The following is an 18,863-nucleotide window of genomic DNA, read 5'->3' on the forward strand; positions in this document are numbered from 1 at the left end:
ACTGCGCCAGTTGTTCACCGAGCCCCTCGTGTCCTGCGCGACTGCCTCGTCACGATCGCCGGACCTGCCAACGGCTGCGGCGTCACTCCCGCCGGGGCCTCGACCACACTCGGAATGGCATTCACCGCGGCCAGCGCCGTGACCGCCACACCCGGATTCACCCGGTCCGCGGCCGACTGCTCGAAGTGCAGCTCGAGGGTCATGCTCGGGCTGCCCTCGACGCGAAACACCATCCCGCCCTCGCCCTCTCGGCCCGGCTTCGGCCAACGATCCGGCCACGGCGTGCAGCTCACCGTCGCGAAGTATTGCACCGCGACAACGGGCCGCTCGTCGACCATCCCGGCAAGTTGCCAGCGGTGGGCACAGATCGTCCCTTCGGCGATGACACCGAGGGCGGACTGCAGATCGGTGGGCGCGAGCAACGTCTCCCAATCCAGCTCGACGCGATCCAATTCGAGCCCGAGGATGTCTGCGATGTAGCGCACCACGGTTTCCCAGTCCTTGTTCACCTTCCCCGAGGCGATGCGGACGGGCACATGACCGTCGGGCTTCCCGAAACCCATCGACTCGTGCAGGACATCCCAGATCGGGTAGGCCTTGTCCAGGTCGACGGCGTATTCGTCCATGCGGTATGAATCGACACGTCCGGCTCCCGCCAGCAGTGCGGTGGGGATGTTGAGGCTGATGAAACCGGGCTCGCTGCCGGTGGCGTAGAACGTCGAATTTCCCTTCTGCGCTGCATGCTCGAGGGTCTCCCGCCAACCGACCGGCGCTGCAGGCGGATACACCATCGGGATCGTCGAGAAGGTCACCACGTTGATGCCCGCTTCGAGGTAGGCGGCGATGTCGGAGATGGCCTCGTCTTCGCGCCGCACCGCGGTCGCGCAGTAGGTCACGCAGTCCGGTCGCAGCGCCAGGACACCGGAGAGTTCGGCGGTCGCACGGACGCCGACCTCGGTGGACCCGCACAGTAGTCCGGCATCCGTGCCGACCTTCTCCGGTGTCGAGACTTTCACGCCGACCAGTTCGAGCGCGGGATCGTCGATGATCGCCCGCAACGCCTGCCGCCCGGTCAGCCCGGTGCCGACGTGGGCGACGCGATAGCGCCGATCGCTGTGCGAAGCCATCCAAATCCTTTCTGCGTCAGTGGTAGAAGGGCCCCGGCTTACCGGCATCTTCGAGATGCCCGTACGGGTCGTACAGGTTCACTTCCGGGTACGGATTCTTGTCGAAGGCGGGTCGGGACAGCCCGGCTTCCCGCAGCCCCGCCAGCACACCCAACGGCACGGCGAAGGACACCAGACCCACGGTCACCGAGATCAACAGCTGCCGTGTCAACGTCACTCTCGGACGACCCCGGCGCGAGGGCAACCATCCAGCGATGCGGTTGATCAGGACAAGATCACCGGCCTCGTCACGCACGCACATCACGGCGACCATGCCGAAGATCAGCGAGTCGTAGACCGCCATGATCACCGGAAAGTGGATGTGACCGATCTGCAGCACCGGTCCGACGGCTTCGGTATAGAAGAAGATGCCGGCCCGCATCCACGTGAACTGGATCATTCCGTTGATCGGGATTGCGATGAGCGTGGCGCCGAGGAACACTCTGACCAGCCGATGGCCGGCCAACCAGCTGAAGCGCCGCAGCAGTGGGTCGAGCAACCGCTTGTGCAACTGCAGGAAGCCGAGCCCGTTGAGCAGGTAGTAGGCCGCGTATCCGCCGAGGAAGGCCAGTGCCGGTTCGAGGTTCGGCGAGATGTTCACGTACGGCCACGACAGCGGGAAATGCAGCATCCGAGGGTCGAAGATCGCGAACGTCGCCCAGTTGGCGAGCGGGTCGAGCGCGCCCGTGATGAGCCCGGCGAAGGCGATGATCACCGCCCAGTGCACCTTTCGCTCGCGCCACGACAGCCATACCAGCACGGAGATCAACCCGATGGCCATCGGAATCGAGCTGATGGAGACGGCGAGCGGCCAGTTGTCGAAACCGAGGAACGGCGGGTATGGGGCCGGGCCCGGATCGGGATTCGTGCGTTCGGGGTCGCCGTGCAGGCCGGACTGGATGGTCGCGATGGTGACGACCGCGAAGACGAGGTACGCGACGAGGAACAGCGCCCACCCGATCCTGGCGGGCCACGGCGAGAATTCGTGCCCGGCCGGTGCTGTCGTAGCCGAATCCGGGCGCGGGTCAATCGTATTCGTCACGTCACACGCACCGGAAGAGTCGCCCACCCTCGCACGCTCGTGGTGTGGGCACGCTTCGCGTTGGCGTAGTCGACTTCCCAGTCCGGCCATCGCATGAGCACTTCCTCGAGCGCAACGCGGGCCTGCATCCGCGCGAGCGCGGCACCGAGGCAGAAGTGGATGCCGTGTCCGAAGGACAGGTGGGCGCCCTGCCGGTGGATGTCGAACCTGTCAGCGTCGGCGAACTGTCGCTCATCGCGGTTCGCCGATCCGTTCAGCAACAACATCACCGAGCCCTCGGGCACCGTCTGTCCGTAGTGCGTCACGTCGCGGGCCACCCAGCGGGCCTGAACGGGTGAGGGCGCCTCGTAGCGCAGCACTTCCTCGACCGCACCCGGAATGAGGCTGGTGTCCGCCGCCAGCGCGCGACGCTGGTCGGGGTGATCGGAGAGCAACTGGCCGGCGAAACCGATGAGCCGGGTGGTCGTCTCGTTTCCTGCGCCGACGACTGTGCCGGTGTAGGTCAACACCTCGCCCCGCGTCAGTCGGCGCCGGTGCCCGTCGGGCTCCTCGACCTCCGCATTGACCAACTCGGTCATCAGATCGTCGGAGGGATGGTCATAGCGCCAGTCGATGAACTCCTCGAGCATCGAGCCGGTATCGGTCAGCGCGTCGCCGGTGACGTCGGCGAGCTCAGCGTCGTCGAGTTCGAGCATTCGGTCCGTGCTTTGTCTGATCGCAACCTGCCTGTCCTCCGGTATGCCCAGTAGGTATCCGATCGTGCGCATGGGCATCCAGGCGCCGAGGTCGGCGATGAAGTCGAAGCCGTCGGCGTCCGCGAGAGGTTCCAGTGCACGGCGGCAGAACTCCCTGGCGAGCGGTTCGATCGCCGCCATTCGTCGAGGTGTGAACACTCCTGACAACAGCCGCCGGTGCAGGTCGTGGATCGGCGGGTCCTCGAAGAGGATGATCCGGGCGGAACGTCGACACCGTTGAGGATGATCTCGAACGTGGTGCCCTTGCCGGACCGATAGTCCGTCCAGTTGACCAGTTCCCGGGCGACATCCGAGTACCTGCTCAGTGCGTAGAAGCCGTACTTGTCGTTGCGGTAGAGCGGTGCCTCGTCGCGCAGCCGCTGCCAGACGGGATAGGGGTCGTCGTCGATGTCGAAGTCGAGTGGGTCGTAGTACGGATCAACCTTCACCCTGTATGTCACGGGTCGAGAATAGGCGTTATCGATCGCTCGGCGGGTGTTTTCGACCAGTCGGAAGCGGTCCGGTGCGTGCGCGTGTGAGAACATTGATTCTCACTGATGAGAATTCCGCTGGCGTAGCTCGCCGGACAGCGAAGGAGGCCGGGCCGTGGGCCGTACCGCCGTTCGCAGCTACGTCTTCGCCGTCGAGTTCCGGATCTCCGAATCCGCCCGGGTCGGTCCGGTGCTCGCCCATCACGAGGCGAGCCTTCGCGATCTCGGCGCGAGATACGCTTTCGTGTACGAGTCGGTGGTCGATCCCGGGAAGGTCCTGGTCGTCATCGGAGTGCGCTCCGAGCAGCCACTGCTGAATCTGCTCCGTTCGCCGTACTTCTTCGACTGGTTCGACGCGGTGGGCATCGCCGACCTTCCCGCGGTCTTCGCCGGTGAGACGATCGAGCGATTCGACCTCGGGTCGCCTCCTGCCCCGGGAAGCGAAGTCCTGGTCGCCGCCGTGACCCGGGTCGGCGATGTCGAGGACTTCATGGAGCGCGTCCGCGAGTCGCTCGGCGACTTCGCGGCGGCTGGCATCAGCCGAACGCTCGTCTACCGGGCGTTCGACACTCCCCGCGAGGTCTTGTTCGTTCAGCAGCTGGCAAGCGCGCGTACCGCGTTGCAGTGGGCCGCGCGGTCGGACGTCGCTTCGGAGTGGCTCGCATCCGCAGGCGTCGGCGCCTATCCGCCGGTCTTCGTGGGGCGGTTCGTCCATGCGATGCGCTTGGCCGAGACAGTCGGGACGGATCTGCACTGATGTATGTCTGCCTGTGTCACGGTGTCACCATCGAGACCGTGTCTGCCGCCGTCGCCGCCGGCGCGAAGAGCTCGCGGCAGGTGTCCGAGACGTGCGGTGCCGGGTCCGAATGCGGCCGTTGCCGGCGCACGATTCGGTCGATCATCGAATCGCACTCCACAGCAATGGACTCAGACAGGGGAAGCACGGTATGAGTGATCGACACTCCAATCTCGAGAACGCCCGGATGCTCGTCATCGGTGCTTCCTCGGGCATCGGGCATGCGCTGGCGCTCGCCGCACACGCCCGAGGCGCCGACGTCGCGCTCGCGGCCAGGCGGGTGGACCTGCTCTCGTCACTCGCCGAACGGATCGGCGGCTCCGCCCACGAACTCGATGTCTCCGACGTGCGCGCGATCGAACGGGTCATCGCCGAGGTCGGCGCACGATTCGGCCAGCTCGACGCCGTCGTCTTCACCAGCGCCGCCGTCCCCTTCGCGCTGATCGAGGACACCGACGTGACGACATGGCAGCACGCATTCGCGGTCAACGCCGTCGGCGCGTCGCACGTGCTGCGCGCCGCACTGCCGCACCTCGCCGACAACGCGGTGGTCCTCGTCGCGTCGAGTCACGACGTCGGCCGACCCCGCGCAGGTGTCGCGGCCTATCACGCGAGTAAGGCTGCCCTGGACGAGATCTTGCGATCCTGGCGGGCGGAACATCCGCATCTGGCCGTCATCCGCGTCAGCGTCGGCCCCACCGAGGGCACCGAGATCCTGCGGGGAGCCGACCGTGACCTGCTCGCCGACCTGTACCGGGCCTGGGCGCAGGAGGGTCAGATCCCGGCCACGATGTCGGCCGTCGACGACGTCGCCAACGCCATGTTGTCGCTGATCGCGGTGTCGCGGGCCAATCCGACTGTGGTGAGCGACGTGGTGCACCTGGCGCCTCGGGTGAGAAAGAACCGGTAGGAGGGGACATGGATCTGGGCTTCGCGGGCGCTAACGCCGTCGTCACCGGCGGAAGCAAGGGCATGGGACTGGCGATCGCGGAAACGCTCGGCGCCGAGGGCGCTGCGGTGGCGATCATGGCACGCGGACGGGACGGCTTGGATGCGGCAGCCGAACGGATCGGAAACGCCGGGGCGCCAGAGGTTCTCACCGTGAGCGTGGATATGGCTGATCCGGCGTCGATCGCGGCGGGATACTCGTCGGTGCGGCAGCGGTGGGGCACACTGAACGCGCTGGTGCACACCGTCGGACCCGGCGCGGGTTCGTTCGAGGACCTCGATGACGACGACTGGTACGGGGCGTTCGATCTGGGCACCCTGTCGGCGGTGCGCTCGGTGCGCGCGGCGCTACCCATGCTGCGCGCCGCTGACTGGGCCCGCATCGTCACGCTGTCCGCACACTCGATTCAGCGGCAGAGCCCTCGACTCGTGGCGTACACGGCGACCAAGGCGGCGCTGTCGAGTTTCACCAAGAACCTCTCGAAGAGCCTCGGCCCGGAGGGCATCCTCGTCAACTGCGTGTGCCCCGGAACGATCGTCACCGCCAGCTTCACCGAGATCCTCAAAGACGTCCTGGCCGCCGATGGGCTGGATTCCGCCGACCCCCACGACGTGATGACATGGGTGGAACGCACCTACGGCCATCCCTGCGATCTGGGTCGAGCGGGGCTTCCCGAGGAGATCGCCTCGGCCACTGCGTATCTGGCGTCGCGCCGGAACGGCTACGTCACCGGCGCCACCGTCAACGTCGACGGCGGCTCGGATTTCATCTGAGGCGTCGTCAGCCCTTCTTGGCCATGATCTGCTCGGTGTCCTGCGCCCACTGTGCTTGATGACGGCCCATCGTCATCGCGCCGTTCCACCCACCGTCGGTCCACAGCACCTCGCCGCCGACATAGCTGAAGCGCGGACTGCCCAGACACACCAGCGGCCATGCCTGCTCCTCCGGGGTCGAGTACCGGCCGACGGGTCCTACCGCCTGGTCGACCGTCTCCTTGCCCATCAGATCCTGGAAAGCCGGCATCATCGCCGTCTCGGTGGGCCCCGGATTGATGCAGTTGATCCGGATTCCTCGACGTCCGAGTTCGGGGTACCACCAGCCCACCCACGCGTCGATGATGTACTTCGAGTAGGCGTAGCCGCTCCACGACCACTTCTTCTCGTTGGCCCTCAACCACTCGACCGCCGCCTCGAACCCGTCGGTCTCGAGCAGGCCGGTGATGACCTTGATGTGGTCCTGCCAGCCGATCGCGGCCGAGGACGAGATGACGCTGATCGCCGACCCGGGTGACATCTTGGGCACCAGTTGCTCGGCCAGATGCCGCGCTCCCACGAAGTTGACCAGGATCGTGTCCCACTCGCTGAACGGCGGACCGGGAAGGCCTGCGCAACTGAAAAGTCCGTCGACGGGACCGTCGATCGCCGCCGCGACCTCGTCGATGCTCGCACGGTCGCGAAGGTCGATCTGCAGTGCGCGGGCCACCGGGACGGTCGTGGGCTTGATGTCCAGTGCAGTCACCGTCGCGCCGAGGTCGACGAGGATCTGCGCGGTCGCCTGCCCCATGCCGGACGCCGCGCCTGTCACGACGACGGCCTTGCCCTCGTAGCCGAGCACATCCTGCATTGGCACTCTCCCATCGAGAACCTGATTTACCGATTTACGAGAACAAACATTATCCCCCGCACTACGGTGGACGCTGCCGGAAGCGAAGGGAGCCGCTACGTGACCACCAGCCGCCCGCTGCGAATCATCCAGTGGGCCACCGGCGCCGTCGGCACCGAGATGATCACCACGATCCTCGATCGTCGGCCCGATCTCGAATTGGTCGGCGCGCGCGTGTACTCCGACGCCAAGAACGGTGTGGATATCGGGACGCTGGTCGACAGGGCGCCCATCGGCGTCACCGCCACCACCGACGTCGCGGCAATCCTCGCCCTCGACGCCGATCTCGTGCTGTACGCGCCGTCGTTCACCGATCTCGACGACGTCTGCGCGCTGCTGGCGAGCGGTAAGAACGTGGCGACGCCGTCATTCCTGTTCCACCCGCGACGCATACCCGAGGCCGACCGCGAGAAACTGCTCGCCGCATGCGAGAAGGGCAACAGCACGATCCACGGCAGCGGGCTCAATCCGGGCAACCTGTCCGGTGTGCTGCCCCTGGCGCTGTCCGGGATGAGCCGCACGATCAGTCAGCTCACCTTGCAGGAGAGAGCCGACTGGACCCTGTGGGAGAGCACCGAGATCACCTTCGACGGCATGTGGTTCGGCCGTCCCACCGACGCGGTGTCACCCACAGCCAACGACTACCTCAGGTTTCTGACCAAGCTGTTCGTCGAGCAGACCTGGTTCCTCTCGGACACCCTGAACGCCGACATCGACGACGTCTCGGTCACCCTGGAGACCGTTCCGGCAACCAAGGATCTCCACGTCTTCGACCATGTGGTGCGACAGGGCACCACGGCGGGGCAGCGCTGGAGGTTCGTCGCACATCGCAACGGTGAGTCCTTGATCGAGTTCGAGACGCTCTGGACCGTCGGCGGTGAGTACCCCGACCACTGGCCCACGCCGCTGGACGGCTGGACGCTGACCATCGAGGGTGATCCGTCGATGCGCACGCACTTCTTTCCCCTGGCCAGCTTCTCGCGGGAGGCGACCATCGAGGAGCATGTCCGGGCCGGCCTGATCACGGTCGCCATGCAGGTCGTCAACGCCATTCCCGCCGTCTGCGCCGCACCCGCCGGCTTCGCGACGATGGCGGACCTCCCGCTGATCCGCAGCTACACCGGCTTCGGCAACTTCCACGTTCGCTGATCACCTGGCCCAGTGCGCGACGAACGGCGCGATGCTGGACAGGTCGTACAGTCCGGGCTCGGCGGCGACCACCGTCGGGATCGCATTGATCGCGTGCATGGCGGTGGCCAGACAGCCCTGTTCGGAGTGGTCCTGGCCGTGCGAGCCGATCGTCAGGTGCAGCCGCAGATTGGGCTGGCCCTCGACGGAGATCTCATAACCGATCTCCGACGGCCAGTCCGGCGCGAGGTCGTCGGCCATCCGGGTGAGATGCTCGACCGACACGGTGGTCGCACCGCAGTCGACCTCGACGCCGAACCGCATCGCCCCGACCGTCCCGGCGGGGATCTGCCCGGCCGCCACCGTCAAGGGCCGAGGTGTCGTCTCGACTTCCCGGAACCCCTCGACCGATCTGATGTGCAGGCCCAGCGACTGGGCGAGCACGGTGGCGCTGCCGATCCACGCGCTCGCCGCATAGTCGGTGTTGGTGAGCAGCGGCGTGGTGTCATCGGGATGGTGCCCGAATCCCATCGCATTGAAGATCAGATCATGACTGGCATAGGTGGAGTAGTCGAGCACTTCGCGCACGTTGATCCGATCGGCGCGTTGGGTGAGTCGCGACAGGACGGGAACCAGCGACTCGGCGAAGAAGCCCGGATACAGTCCGAGGCCGAGGAAGGACGAATGCCCGGTGCGACAGGCGTTCTCGATGCCCTCGGCCAACGACTCATGTAACGACCGCGGGTGGATGAACCGGCTACCGGTGGCCACGACGTCCTTACCCGAGGCCAGCAGATCGCAGACGTCGGCGAAGCAGCCGGGGGTGTCGGTCTCGACCTTGCCCATGTAGAGCACGACGTCGGCATCGGTATTGATGACCGCCTCGCGGTCTGCACTGGTGATGACACCGGTATCGGCCGTCCCGCACAGCGTGCCCGCGTCGACGCCCGCCTTCGCCGGGTCGTACACCCGGACTCCGACGAGTTCCAGATCCGGCCTGTCGATCACATGGCGCAGCGACATCATCCCGGTGACACCGGTGGCCCACTGGATCACGCGCGTCATCGCAAACCTCGCTCAGTCCCACACCACGTCGAGCCGTGGCGGTGACCGGAACATCGTTCCGCTGACGTAGGGCGGCGGCGCATCTGGGTCGAGCCGCAACCCCGGCAACTCGTCGAACAGCGCGTTGAAGATCTTCATGCTCTCGAGCCGGGCGAGATGCATGCCAAGGCACACATGCGCACCGTGCGCAAAACCGATGTGCGGCTTGCGCTCCCGGAAGATATCGAACTCCTCGGGGTGATCCCAGCGCGTCTCGTCGTGGTTCGCGCTGCCGAGCGACAGCATCATCGTGGCACCCGCCGGCACCTGCACGCCGCCGATCTCGGTGTCGCGGGTGACCTCACGCATGAAGTTCAGCAGCGGGGTCTCCCACCGGATGCCTTCCTCGATGGCCTGTGGCAACAGGCTGCGGTCGGTGCGCACCGCGTCGAGTTGATCGCGATGTGTCAACAACGCAAACGCCAGGCTGGCGGTCGAGCGTGACGTCGTCTCTGCGCCGGCAGGCAACAGGTTTCGCATGAACCCGTAGATCTGCTCGTCGGACATCTTGACGCCGTTGATCTCGGAGCTCGCCAGGATCGACACCATGTCATCCGTGGGCTGCCTGCGCTTCTCGGCGAGGATGCCGACGAAGTACTCCTTCATATCGGCCGACGCTTTCATCGCCGTCTCCATATCCGCCCTGAAGCCCAGCATGTCGATGGCCAGTCGATGGAACCACAACACGTCAGAGTCCGGAAGACCAAGCAGCGCCGCGATCACCCGAACTGGGATCGGCATGAACACGGCATCGACGAGGTCGGCGCGCTTTGCGTCCTTGAGCTTCTCGATGGTGCGCTGCACGAGCGGACCGACCAGTTCGGCGTCCCAGCGCTTCATCGAGGATCTGGCGAACGCGAACTCGTGCAACTTGCGGTATACGGCGTGCTCGGGCTCCTGCATCTCCAGAATCGTCGGGCCCTGCAACGGCCGCACGACGTCCTCGTAACAGCGAGTGCTGAAGGTGATGTTGTCGGTGAAGATCGCCTTGACGGTGTCGAATGTGTAAGCGGTGAAGGTGGGCGCGCCGTCGCCGGAGTTGCCGATCATCCCCATCTCGGGCCAGCCGGCGTGGACCGGGGCCTCCGCCCGCAACTCCCGCAGCATCGGGTACGGCGACGCGTCGCCGTCGGCACCCATCCCCGCGTTGAACCTCTCCTGGGCGTCCCGAATGCTCTGCTCGAGATCCGCGACGGTCGCCGGCTCAGACACCTGACGGCTCCTCACTGTTGCCTCGCCCCGCACAACATACACACTGGTGGTTGCAAACATACATGATGTAGGTTGGGTCGGTCACGCAACCGGCGTGAACTGAAACCGCAATCAGGAGTGCTGGATTGACTACCAAGGTCGCACAGTGGGCAACCGGCGCCGTGGGGCGGGCCGCGCTGGCCGAGCTCATCGAGAATCCCGGTTTTCAACTGGTCGGCGTGCTGGTCTACGACCCCGCCAAGGCCGGCCGTGACGCGGGCGCACTATGCGGCCTCCCTGCCACCACCGGAGTGCCCGCCACCTCGGACAAAGCCGCGATCGTCGCCGCCAGTCCGGACGTCGTCATCCACGCCGCAAGCAAGGCCCACGCCGTCGAGACCAACGCCGAGGACATCTGCACCCTGCTGTCTGCCGGGATCAACGTCATCACCACCACCTCGTACAACCATCTGCCCACGTATGGCCCCGAAACGGAGGCGGCGTTTCGGCAGGCATGCGCCGCGGGCGGATCGCGCTTCCATGCGGCCGGCGAGAACCCCGGCTTCATGTTCGAGCGCCTGGTCGCCACGGTGACCGGCCTGAGCAAGACCATCGATCGCATCGACCTCTTCGAAGCCACCGATGTCTCAGCCGTCGACAGCAGGCCGATGCTGATCGACCTGATGGGCATGGGTCGCCCACCGGAGGACGTGTCGGTCGACTCCCCAATCATCAAGAAGCTCGACATGGCCTACCGCCAGGCACTCAACGCCACGGCCGACGTCCTCGGCGTCACGTTGTCACACATCGATGTGTCCGTCGACGCCACGACGCTGCCGCACGACATCGAGGTCCGGGCGGGCACCATCGAAGCGGGAACCGTCGTCGGACAACGCTTCTCGTGGGTCGGCCACTGGTCGGGCCGACCGCTGTTGGCCATCCACGAGGAATGGGTGCTGACCCGCGACCTGCCGCAGTGGGGCCTCAAACCGCTCGCGCGCGGCGAGAAGGCGCCGTTGATCCGCGCCGTCATCAAGGGTGTCCCGAGCTTCGAGTTGCAACTCGACGTGGGGTGGGACGGCGGGAAAGACCCCGCGTGGGACGGCGCCCTGCCCCGCGGGCAACACGCGCAACCGGGACACCTGATGATCGCCATGGGCGCCGTCCGCGCGATTCCCTATGTGCTGGCGCAGCCCCCCGGAATCGTCACCGCGCCGGTGTTCGGGGCGATCAAACTCGCCTAGCCGGCGCCGAAACTGAATTTGTGCAGATGATTTCGCGGGTTGTGCCTGCAACAGCTCAGTCTCGGCTAGCCAGCGCGCCCACCGCTTCCGCGATGTGCTCGCTGGGGGCCGCGTGAAAGACGTGGGCGCTACCGTCGGGCAACACGCGGCGGGCGACGAGATAGTCCGAACCCAGCCAGCCCTGGCGGATGCAGCGGCCGAAGCGCAGGAAGGTTCCCGGCGCACCGCTGGCCGACGGAATGAGCTTCACCTGCTCGATGCCGTGCCTGACACCGTCCCCGGTCAGTGGCCGCGCCGCCGACAACCCGCGCACGATCACCGTGGCGGCATCGTGTGCGAGGCCGGGCATCGAATGTCCCGGACGACGACCGTAGCGGGCCTCGAACCGGTCCAGGAACGCCTGCCCGACCTGGTTGCGCTCGTCGTAGCTGTCCAGTCCGACCCAGCCGCGCAGGTGCCGCATCCACTCGGCATTGATATGCGCCATCTCGAACGCGGTCGTCGTGTAGCGCGGCGGCTCCCAGCCCGCGGCCAGCAGGGCGTCGGAGAAGCCCCAGAGCCCGTGCCCGAACCCGACGTGCACCACCGCGTCGGGGTCAACCGCGCGCAGCGCCGCCACGGCGTCGGCCTTATCGGCTTCCACCTGCGGTATCGCCACCGCGGTCAGAACATTCAAACCCGCAGCTGCGTAGGCTTTTTCCGCACCGGCCAAGTACTCCTTGCCGATCAGCGACGCCTCGTAGGCAATTGCGATATCGGATCGCCCGTCGCCGATCATCACCGCGGCCAGCATCACCGGCTCCTCGGCCATCGAACCGTTGTTCAGCGCGAAGCACCACTCCCCCAATGCGCCTTCCGAACCCGACAGCGTGATGATCGGTGTTCGAGCAGTGGCATCGACGTGTGGTCGCAGCGGCACCACGTTGTCCGAGATCCAGGGTCCGAAGATGACCAGGCACCCGTCGGCGACGAGTTCGTCGAACGCCCTCTCGACCGCGGCGTATGTTCCGTTCGGCAAGCCGACCACGTTGCGTTGCACCAGCTGCACCGGGCGGTCGATCAGCCCCGACTCCACCGCCTCGTCGATTACCAGCTGCAAGGCCGCGACGGTGTCGTTGTCGGTGTCGCCCTTGGTCGGATAGTCGTTCAGCAGCCCCACTTTCAGCGGAGCGACCGACCCGAACGCGCGAATCTCTTCGTCAGCCATACCCGCAACATACAACATGAATGTTGCTACCATGGGCGGATGGCGAGGCGAGGTGGCACCGATGTCGAGCGGCGGGCCCGAGGTGACCAGACGCGACGCAACCTCATCGACGCCGGCCGAAAGCTGTTCGTCCAGAAGGGCTACTTCGACACCAGCATCGGAGAACTCGTAGCGACCTCGGGTGTCGGCACCCGCGGCGCGTTCTATCACCACTTCAAGGACAAAGCCGAACTGTTCCGCGCCGTTTTCGAAGAGGTCGAGCACGACCTGACGCTACGATCGCTGGCCTCGCCACCGCCGGGGTCGGACCCCTGGCAGCGACTCTCGGCGGGCCTGCAGGGATTTCTGCAGTCCGCGCTCGAACCCGAGGTGCAACGCGTCATGCTGCTGGACGGGCCGGTGGTGCTGGGCTGGCGGACGCTGCGCTCGATTCAAGAAGGCAACAGCATTGCGCTCATCAACGAGATGGTCGCCGAAGCCATCGCCGAAGGCATCATCGACGACCATCCCGTCGGCGAGCTGACGCATCTGGTCGTCGCCGCGGTGGAGGAAGCGGCGCTGCTGGTCGCCCACGCGGCGCAGCCGGCCAAGGCCCGGGCTCGAGCAGCCTCGGTGCTCGACCGCCTCCTACTCAGCTTCGCCGTCGAGCCTCGCAAAGTGCTGCGACGCTAGCGGTTGAGAATGTCTGTTTCCGATGATGCAAATGAGTAATCTCGCAATCTGCTAGCCTCACTTCCACTGTCAGCTCGATGGGAGACCGATGTCCGATTCACCCGCCCTTCGTGTCGCTGTCGTCGGGGCATCGGCCGGGCTGGGACGTTGTATCGGTGTCGGCCTGGCTCAGCGAGGAGCCCGGGTGGCCTTCCTCGCCCGGCGTTATGACCGGTTGGTGGCCGCCGCCGAGGAGGCCGGCAACGGCGCCGTCGCCGTGGCGTGCGACGCCACCGACGGCGCCGGCTGCCGAGGGGCCATGGCCGAAGTCGCCGAACGCCTCGGCGGACTCGACGCCCTGGTCTACACCACCGGGATGGGCATACTCGCGCCGCTGACGGACGTCACCGGCGAGCAGTGGGCGCAACTGTTCGCCACCAATGTCACCGGCGCCTCGCTGGTCACCGCGGCTGCCGCACCGCACCTGGCCGCGACGTCGGGCGCCGCGATCTACCTGTCCTCGTTGAGCGCCTCCTACTCCACGCCGTGGCCGATGCTCGGCGCCTACGCCGTCACCAAGGCCGCACTGGACAAGCTCGTCGAGGCCTGGCGCATCGAACATCCCAACATCGCGTTCACCCGCCTCGCCATCGGCGACAGCTTCGGCGGCACCGGCGACTCGCAGACCGAGTTCAACAAGAGCTGGGACCCGAACGCGCTGGACACCGCGATCAGGTACTGGATGGACCATGGCTACATGCAGGGCGGCCTGGTGGACGCCGATCATCTCGTCGGTGTCGTCCATTCGGTACTCGCCTGCGGCAACAGTAGTTTCATCCCCTACCTGACCCTCGCGCCCCGACCGGCGGACGCGGTCAAAGAACTCCGACAGTGGTGAAGGAAGACCGGTGACACACGAATCACGCATGCTGATCGACGGCAAGCTCGTCGAGGCCGAGACCGGCCGCCAGTTCGACAACATCAACCCCGCAACCGAAGAAGTGCTCGGTGGCACAGCGGACGGCACCCGCGCCGACATGGAGCGGGCGGTGGCGGCTGCGCGCCACGCCTTCGACAACACCGACTGGTCGCGCGACGGTGAGGCGCGCGCTGCTGGGCTACGTCAGCTACAGGCGGCTCTGGAAGCCGAGCGTGAGGAGCTGCGTGCCGAGTTGATCGCTGAAGTCGGCTGTCCGCTCCTGAGTACCTTCGGACCGCAGCTCGACGTGCCGCTCAAGGAAGCGCTGAGCTGGCCGGCCGACATGATCAGCGAATTTCGCTGGAAGCGTTCGCTTCCCGACAAGGATGCATTCGGCATGGGGACCCCCGCCGCGCGGGAAGTGTGGAAGGAACCCGTCGGCGTCGTCGGCGTCATCACGCCGTGGAACTTCCCGCTCGAGATCATCCTCAACAAGATCGGTCCCATCCTCGCCATGGGCAACACGCTGGTGCTCAAGCCCGCGCCCGACACCCCGTGGAACGCCACCCGCATCGGCCGGATCATCGCCGAGCAGACCGACATCCCGCCGGGCGTGATCAACATCGTCACCTCCTCGGATCACCTCGTCGGCGAGGTGCTCTCGACCTCTCCTCTGGTCGACATGGTGGCGTTCACCGGATCGACGGCGACCGGGCGGCGCATCATGAGATCGGCCGCCGACACCGTCAAACCGACGTTCCTCGAACTCGGCGGAAAGTCGGTTTATCTCGTGCTCGACGACGACGGCGACATCAGCGCAAGCATCGGCGGCAGCGCGTTCATCTCGATGCACGCCGGGCAGGGCTGCGCGATGCCGACCCGGCTTCTGGTTCCGAACTCCCGCTACGCCGAGGCGGTCGAGATCGTCAAGGTCGCGATGGAGAAGAACAAGTACGGCGACCCCACCGACCCGTCGGTGCTGCAGGGCCCGCAGGTGTCCAAACGGCAGCAGGACCGCGTCATGGGCTACATCGAGAAGGGCAAGGCCGAAGGTGCTCGGCTGGTGACCGGCGGCAGCATTCCCAGCCACCTCCCGAAGGGATTCTTCGTCGAGCCAACGGTTTTCGCCGACGTCGACAACCGGATGACGATCGCCCAGGAGGAGATCTTCGGTCCGGTGCTGTCGGTCATCGGTTTCGATGACGACGACGACGCGGTGCGCATCGCCAACGACTCGATATACGGCCTGTCCGGGGTGGTGTTCGCCAAGGATCTCGATCGCGCCAAGTCGGTGGCGAGCCGGATCCGGACCGGGACGCTCGGCATCAACGGCGGCCTCTGGTACGGCGCCGACGCCCCCTTCGGCGGTTACAAACAGTCAGGCATCGGGCGACAGTGCGGCATCGAGGGACTCGAGATCTTCACCGAGACCAAGACCGTCGGCTGGCCCGCGTCATGAAGTCACGAGCAGCGGTACTCAAGGGAGTCGGCGTCGACTGGGAAGTCACCGACGTCGAGTTGGACCCGCCTCGCGCCGGTGAGGTGCTGGTCAAGATGGCCTACGCGGGGATCTGCCACAGCGACGAGCACTTCTACACCGGTGACAGCGTGCCGAGTCCCGAGATGGAGGAGATGATGCGGGCCGCCGGTCGGCCCGTACCGGAGTGGTTTCCGATGCTCGGCGGTCACGAAGGTTCCGGGGTCGTGGAACGGGTCGGGCCCGAGGTCAAGACACTCAAACCCGGTGATCACGTGGCGGTTTCATTCTTCCCCGCGTGCGGCAACTGCCGGTGGTGCGTCACCGGGCACACCTACCTGTGCGATGTCGGGGCGTACATCTACGACAAGGCCATGACCACCGACGGCACCCGCCGGCGGCATCTCGGCGACGAGGACCTGATGGCGATGATGCAGGTCGGCACGTTCTCCGAGTACGTCGTCGCCTCCGAACGATCGCTGGTGAAGATCCACGACTGGATCCCGTTGGAGGCCGCATCGCTGGTGTCCTGCGGTGTGACAACCGGGTTCGGATCCGGTTCGGTCGCCGCGGGCACCCAGGTGGGCGACACCGTCGTGGTGATCGGTGTGGGCGGCATCGGCATGAACGCCGTCCAGGGCGCCAAGGCCGCGGGCGCCAAGCACATCGTCGCGGTCGATCCGAACGAGTTCAAGCGGGAGATCGCGCCGACATTCGGCGCCACCCACACCACGACCGACGCGGGCGCTGCACTCGAACTGGTCTCGGAAATCACCTGGGGCGTGATGGCCGACAGAGTGGTGCTGACGCCCGGTGTCGTGCCGCCCGATCTGATCATGCTCGGGATGATGCTGCTCCGTAAGGGCGGAACGTGCGTGCTGACGGGGATGGCGAAGATCACCGACATGATGGTCCCGCTGATCCTGCCCGACATGGTCAGCTCGTGTAAGACGCTCAAGGGTGTGCTCTACGGCGAGATGAACCCCCGGGAGGCGATGCCCCGGCTGTTGTCGATGTACGAAGCGGGCACGCTCAAGCTCGACGAGCTGGTCACCCAGAAGTACAAGCTCGACGACATCAACGACGCGATGAACGATCTTCGGGCAGGCAGGAACATCAGGGGTCTCATCGCCTTCTGAGCCGGTCCGCCGGACTGCCGGACTGCCGCCCGGTGACCGCACAGCAGAGCCGTCACATCTCGGTTTTGCCTCCTACTTTGTGAGCCGCGGGCTTCTGCGGAGTAGTGGCAGCAAGTTCCTCTCGCGAGTTCGGCTGAAGAAGCGCGGTCGGCGCATTTTCGAGGATGCCGAAATCATGAGGAGGCTCGCATGGGCGTCGAGGCGGATCTTGACGCGACATGGACTTCGGTTCCCCATCCCGTCCTGGTCGTGGATCGAGCCGGAGTCTGCTGGTGAAGGCGACCGTCGACGAGCTCGAGGACCGCTTCCCGGCGATGCGGTCCCACACCGACGTCCAGCGCCAGCGCACCGTCGAGGACACCGCCCACATCGTCGACTTCCTGGCTACCGCCCTCTACATCGACGATGCCGAACTGTTCACCGGCTTCATCGGCTGGACGGCCGATATCCTCGCGGCCCGCGGCGTTCCAGCCGCGTCGCGGCTGCTGGCCGAGCAGCCTGCCCTGCGCAACCTGCGCCTCGACCACCGTCCGCCGCACCTGGACCGGGTTCTGGAGATGACCGGGCTGCTCGACCACCTGACCACCCTCTCGCCGGTCACAGCCGCGAGTCGGTCCTCGTCGCCGGCCGACGCGTCCGGGGAGACGGAGATCGGCTGACCCGCCGCGGCCACAAGGCGACGCGCAGCGAACCCAATGGTGTCCGATGGGTCAGCCGGGACCGGCGCCGGATCGGTGAGCCGAATCCGGGCCAAGCAGAATGACTCTCAGCAGTCGACCGACGATCAGCCGCGACGACTCGCTGTTCTCGTACCGGGCCAGGCGGCCGAGGTCGACAACGAGGCCGAAGGCGGCGTGCACCGCGAACCGCGCCTGCGCCGCAGGCATCTGCGGACGCGCACCGACCACCTGCTGCACCCAGGCTTCGACCGTTGCGCGCTGAATGTTGTGCAGCGCCACCTGATCCTCGGCGGGCACGTTGACCCGCTCCGCGTAGTAGACGTACGCAAGCTGCGGGTCGACGAAGGACCGCCAGATGTACGCGTCGATCAGGCGCCCCACCACTTCGCGGTGATCACCGGTCGTCGCAAGGATCAGCGCGAGATCACCCGACACCCGATCAGCCGCGCGCCGGTACACCGAAGCGAGGATCGCGCTCTTGCCGCCGAAGAACCGGTAGATACTCGACAACGGCAAGCCGGTCGCCGCGGCGATGTCGTCCATCCCGGTCTCGCGGTATCCGCGCTCGTTGAACAGCACCATGGCCGAGTGCAGGATCTTCTCGTAGTCACCGGCGGCACCGATCGGCAACGCGGGCAGCGGCGTGGAATCGACCGCCTCCCCGGGCAGTTCGGCGGCGCGGATGTCGCGCGCCATGCGGGCCAACAGCATTCGCACATCATCGGTCGGCAGCTTGGCGCGGTGATCGGTGATGCTGCCGATCACGCTGAGCACCGCCGACGACAGCGTCCACCGCTCCCGGCTCGCCAGGCCGGGTCGCAGTTCGGAAAGCGGGCGTTGTAGCCGGCGGTTGACCAGCTTGATCTGCTCGTTGAGCTGTGCCTGGTCGGCCGCTTGCAGGTAGCGGCCCTCCCACCGGTACAGCCCACCGCTGGACCGGTTGCGCAGGGTGGTCTGGATGAGGGCGTCGACGATGCTGTCCCACAACTGCTCGGCCGGTGTGGATGGGTCGTCGTCTACGAAGTCGGTGCAGGACACCAACTGCTCGCCGAGACCGAGCACGGCGGCGCGGAACAGCTCGTACTTGCCCGCGTAGTGCCGATAGAGCGATGCGGCGGTGACCCCGACGCGAGAGGCGATGTCCTCCATGCTGACCGCGTGGTAGCCGAGTTCGCTGAACGCCTCCGCCGACGCCCTGGCTATCTGTTGTTTGCGGTCCTTGGGCCTCCTGCGGGCATCCGCACCAACACCCGCGGTGCTCGACATGTGGCCACCCTAGCGCC

The 18,863-nt window shown here is 66.3% G+C and carries 18 protein-coding genes and 1 pseudogene; 11 read left to right on the plus strand and 8 right to left on the minus strand.

Annotated features, from left to right (window positions below):
• Nucleotides 1–14: 14 nt before the first annotated feature.
• From K3G64_RS07725 to K3G64_RS07735, 3 genes and pseudogenes are all read right to left on the minus strand, one after another.
• Nucleotides 15–1,127, minus strand: coding sequence for a dihydrodipicolinate reductase (locus K3G64_RS07725; RefSeq protein WP_238890157.1), 1,113 nt, complete (start codon nt 1,125–1,127; stop codon nt 15–17).
• A gap of 16 nt (nt 1,128–1,143) precedes the next feature.
• Nucleotides 1,144–2,208, minus strand: coding sequence for a spirocyclase AveC family protein (locus K3G64_RS07730; protein ID WP_238890158.1), 1,065 nt, complete (start codon nt 2,206–2,208; stop codon nt 1,144–1,146).
• Nucleotides 2,205–3,403 (minus strand): annotated as a pseudogene (locus K3G64_RS07735) (cytochrome P450). Before K3G64_RS07735 ends, K3G64_RS07730 begins: the two are co-directional and overlap by 4 nt.
• 145 nt (nt 3,404–3,548) lie before the next feature.
• Between K3G64_RS07735 and K3G64_RS07740 the strand changes: the two are divergent.
• From K3G64_RS07740 to K3G64_RS07755, 4 genes are read left to right on the plus strand one after another with little or no spacing between them, the layout of a single operon-like run.
• On the plus strand, nt 3,549–4,190 hold the full coding sequence (locus tag K3G64_RS07740; RefSeq protein WP_238890159.1) for a fatty-acid--CoA ligase: 642 nt from the start codon (nt 3,549–3,551) through the stop codon (nt 4,188–4,190).
• Nucleotides 4,190–4,384, plus strand: coding sequence for a (2Fe-2S)-binding protein (locus K3G64_RS07745; RefSeq protein WP_238890160.1), 195 nt, complete (start codon nt 4,190–4,192; stop codon nt 4,382–4,384). Before K3G64_RS07740 ends, K3G64_RS07745 begins: the two co-directional genes overlap by 1 nt.
• The gene (locus K3G64_RS07750) at nt 4,381–5,139 is read left to right on the plus strand and encodes an SDR family oxidoreductase (protein WP_238890161.1); all 759 of its coding nucleotides are present in this window, start codon (nt 4,381–4,383) and stop codon (nt 5,137–5,139) included. The genes K3G64_RS07745 and K3G64_RS07750 overlap by 4 nt, the downstream gene beginning before the upstream one ends.
• An 8-nt stretch (nt 5,140–5,147) precedes the next feature.
• Nucleotides 5,148–5,951, plus strand: a complete 804-nt coding sequence (locus K3G64_RS07755; RefSeq protein WP_238890162.1) for an SDR family NAD(P)-dependent oxidoreductase — start codon at nt 5,148–5,150, stop codon at nt 5,949–5,951.
• A gap of 7 nt (nt 5,952–5,958) precedes the next feature.
• Here the strand turns inward: K3G64_RS07755 and K3G64_RS07760 are convergent, their stop codons facing one another.
• Complete coding sequence (locus tag K3G64_RS07760) at nt 5,959–6,801, minus strand: SDR family oxidoreductase (RefSeq protein WP_238950489.1); 843 nt, start codon at nt 6,799–6,801, stop codon at nt 5,959–5,961.
• A 159-nt stretch (nt 6,802–6,960) separates the two neighbouring features.
• On the opposite strand from K3G64_RS07760, the gene K3G64_RS07765 reads away from it, so the two are divergent.
• Entirely contained in the window at nt 6,961–7,989 is a 1,029-nt protein-coding gene (locus tag K3G64_RS07765; RefSeq protein ID WP_238950490.1) for an NAD(P)H-dependent amine dehydrogenase family protein, read from the plus strand.
• On the opposite strand, the gene K3G64_RS07770 is transcribed toward K3G64_RS07765, so the two are convergent.
• Both K3G64_RS07770 and K3G64_RS07775 read right to left on the minus strand, forming a co-directional pair.
• Nucleotides 7,990–9,033 (minus strand): NAD(P)H-dependent amine dehydrogenase family protein, encoded by a 1,044-nt coding sequence (locus K3G64_RS07770; RefSeq protein ID WP_238890163.1) that lies wholly within the window; start codon nt 9,031–9,033, stop codon nt 7,990–7,992. It lies immediately after the preceding gene.
• 12 nt (nt 9,034–9,045) lie between these two features.
• Nucleotides 9,046–10,284, minus strand: a complete 1,239-nt coding sequence (locus tag K3G64_RS07775; protein ID WP_238890164.1) for a cytochrome P450 — start codon at nt 10,282–10,284, stop codon at nt 9,046–9,048.
• A gap of 125 nt (nt 10,285–10,409) precedes the next feature.
• Between K3G64_RS07775 and K3G64_RS07780 the strand changes: the two genes are divergently transcribed.
• Nucleotides 10,410–11,507, plus strand: a complete 1,098-nt coding sequence (locus K3G64_RS07780; RefSeq protein ID WP_238890165.1) for an NAD(P)H-dependent amine dehydrogenase family protein — start codon at nt 10,410–10,412, stop codon at nt 11,505–11,507.
• Between the two features lie 55 nt (nt 11,508–11,562).
• Here the strand turns inward: K3G64_RS07780 and K3G64_RS07785 are convergent, their stop codons facing one another.
• Nucleotides 11,563–12,714, minus strand: a complete 1,152-nt coding sequence (locus K3G64_RS07785) for an ABC transporter substrate-binding protein (RefSeq protein WP_238890166.1) — start codon at nt 12,712–12,714, stop codon at nt 11,563–11,565.
• A 39-nt stretch (nt 12,715–12,753) separates the two neighbouring features.
• Between K3G64_RS07785 and K3G64_RS07790 the strand changes: the two genes are divergently transcribed.
• The 5 genes from K3G64_RS07790 (at nt 12,754) to K3G64_RS25650 (ending at nt 17,559) form a co-directional block, all read left to right on the plus strand.
• Entirely contained in the window at nt 12,754–13,386 is a 633-nt protein-coding gene (locus K3G64_RS07790; RefSeq protein WP_238890167.1) for a TetR/AcrR family transcriptional regulator, read from the plus strand.
• A gap of 88 nt (nt 13,387–13,474) precedes the next feature.
• Entirely contained in the window at nt 13,475–14,263 is a 789-nt protein-coding gene (locus K3G64_RS07795) for an SDR family oxidoreductase (protein ID WP_238890168.1), read from the plus strand.
• Nucleotides 14,264–14,291: 28 nt separating this feature from the next.
• Nucleotides 14,292–15,743: an aldehyde dehydrogenase family protein gene (locus K3G64_RS07800; RefSeq protein WP_238950492.1), complete on the plus strand. Its 1,452-nt coding sequence runs from the start codon at nt 14,292–14,294 to the stop codon at nt 15,741–15,743.
• A complete protein-coding gene (locus K3G64_RS07805; protein ID WP_238890169.1) occupies nt 15,740–16,900 on the plus strand; it encodes an NDMA-dependent alcohol dehydrogenase in 1,161 nt (386 codons plus the stop codon). Before K3G64_RS07800 ends, K3G64_RS07805 begins: the two co-directional genes overlap by 4 nt.
• Before the next feature lie 272 nt (nt 16,901–17,172).
• Nucleotides 17,173–17,559, plus strand: coding sequence for a hypothetical protein (locus K3G64_RS25650; protein ID WP_370647122.1), 387 nt, complete (start codon nt 17,173–17,175; stop codon nt 17,557–17,559).
• 51 nt (nt 17,560–17,610) lie between these two features.
• Here the strand turns inward: K3G64_RS25650 and K3G64_RS07815 are convergent, their stop codons facing one another.
• Nucleotides 17,611–18,846 carry a TetR/AcrR family transcriptional regulator gene (locus K3G64_RS07815; RefSeq protein WP_238890170.1) on the minus strand — a complete coding sequence of 412 codons (1,236 nt, stop codon included), beginning with the start codon at nt 18,844–18,846 and terminating at the stop codon, nt 17,611–17,613.
• Between the last annotated feature and the right edge of the window lie 17 nt (nt 18,847–18,863).

The sequence above is a fragment of the Mycobacterium sp. IDR2000157661 genome (assembly GCF_022317005.1).
In the GTDB taxonomy this organism is placed as follows: Bacteria; Actinomycetota; Actinomycetes; order Mycobacteriales; family Mycobacteriaceae; genus Mycobacterium.

Bases quoted from the DNA above. Each gene is read 5' to 3' on its own strand.
- K3G64_RS07725 (WP_238890157.1), bottom strand. From the start codon at position 1,127: ATGGCTTCGCACAGCGATCGGCGCTATCGCGTCGCCCACGTCGGCACC.
- K3G64_RS07815 (WP_238890170.1), bottom strand. From the start codon at position 18,846: ATGTCGAGCACCGCGGGTGTTGGTGCGGATGCCCGCAGGAGGCCCAAG.
- K3G64_RS07795 (WP_238890168.1), top strand. From the start codon at position 13,475: ATGTCCGATTCACCCGCCCTTCGTGTCGCTGTCGTCGGGGCATCGGCC.
- K3G64_RS07805 (WP_238890169.1), top strand. From the start codon at position 15,740: ATGAAGTCACGAGCAGCGGTACTCAAGGGAGTCGGCGTCGACTGGGAA.
- K3G64_RS07770 (WP_238890163.1), bottom strand. From the start codon at position 9,033: ATGACGCGCGTGATCCAGTGGGCCACCGGTGTCACCGGGATGATGTCG.
- K3G64_RS07765 (WP_238950490.1), top strand. From the start codon at position 6,961: ATGATCACCACGATCCTCGATCGTCGGCCCGATCTCGAATTGGTCGGC.
- K3G64_RS07750 (WP_238890161.1), top strand. From the start codon at position 4,381: ATGAGTGATCGACACTCCAATCTCGAGAACGCCCGGATGCTCGTCATC.
- K3G64_RS07800 (WP_238950492.1), top strand. From the start codon at position 14,292: ATGCTGATCGACGGCAAGCTCGTCGAGGCCGAGACCGGCCGCCAGTTC.
- K3G64_RS07790 (WP_238890167.1), top strand. From the start codon at position 12,754: ATGGCGAGGCGAGGTGGCACCGATGTCGAGCGGCGGGCCCGAGGTGAC.
- K3G64_RS07785 (WP_238890166.1), bottom strand. From the start codon at position 12,714: ATGGCTGACGAAGAGATTCGCGCGTTCGGGTCGGTCGCTCCGCTGAAA.
- K3G64_RS07755 (WP_238890162.1), top strand. From the start codon at position 5,148: ATGGATCTGGGCTTCGCGGGCGCTAACGCCGTCGTCACCGGCGGAAGC.
- K3G64_RS07745 (WP_238890160.1), top strand. From the start codon at position 4,190: ATGTATGTCTGCCTGTGTCACGGTGTCACCATCGAGACCGTGTCTGCC.
- K3G64_RS07760 (WP_238950489.1), bottom strand. From the start codon at position 6,801: ATGCAGGATGTGCTCGGCTACGAGGGCAAGGCCGTCGTCGTGACAGGC.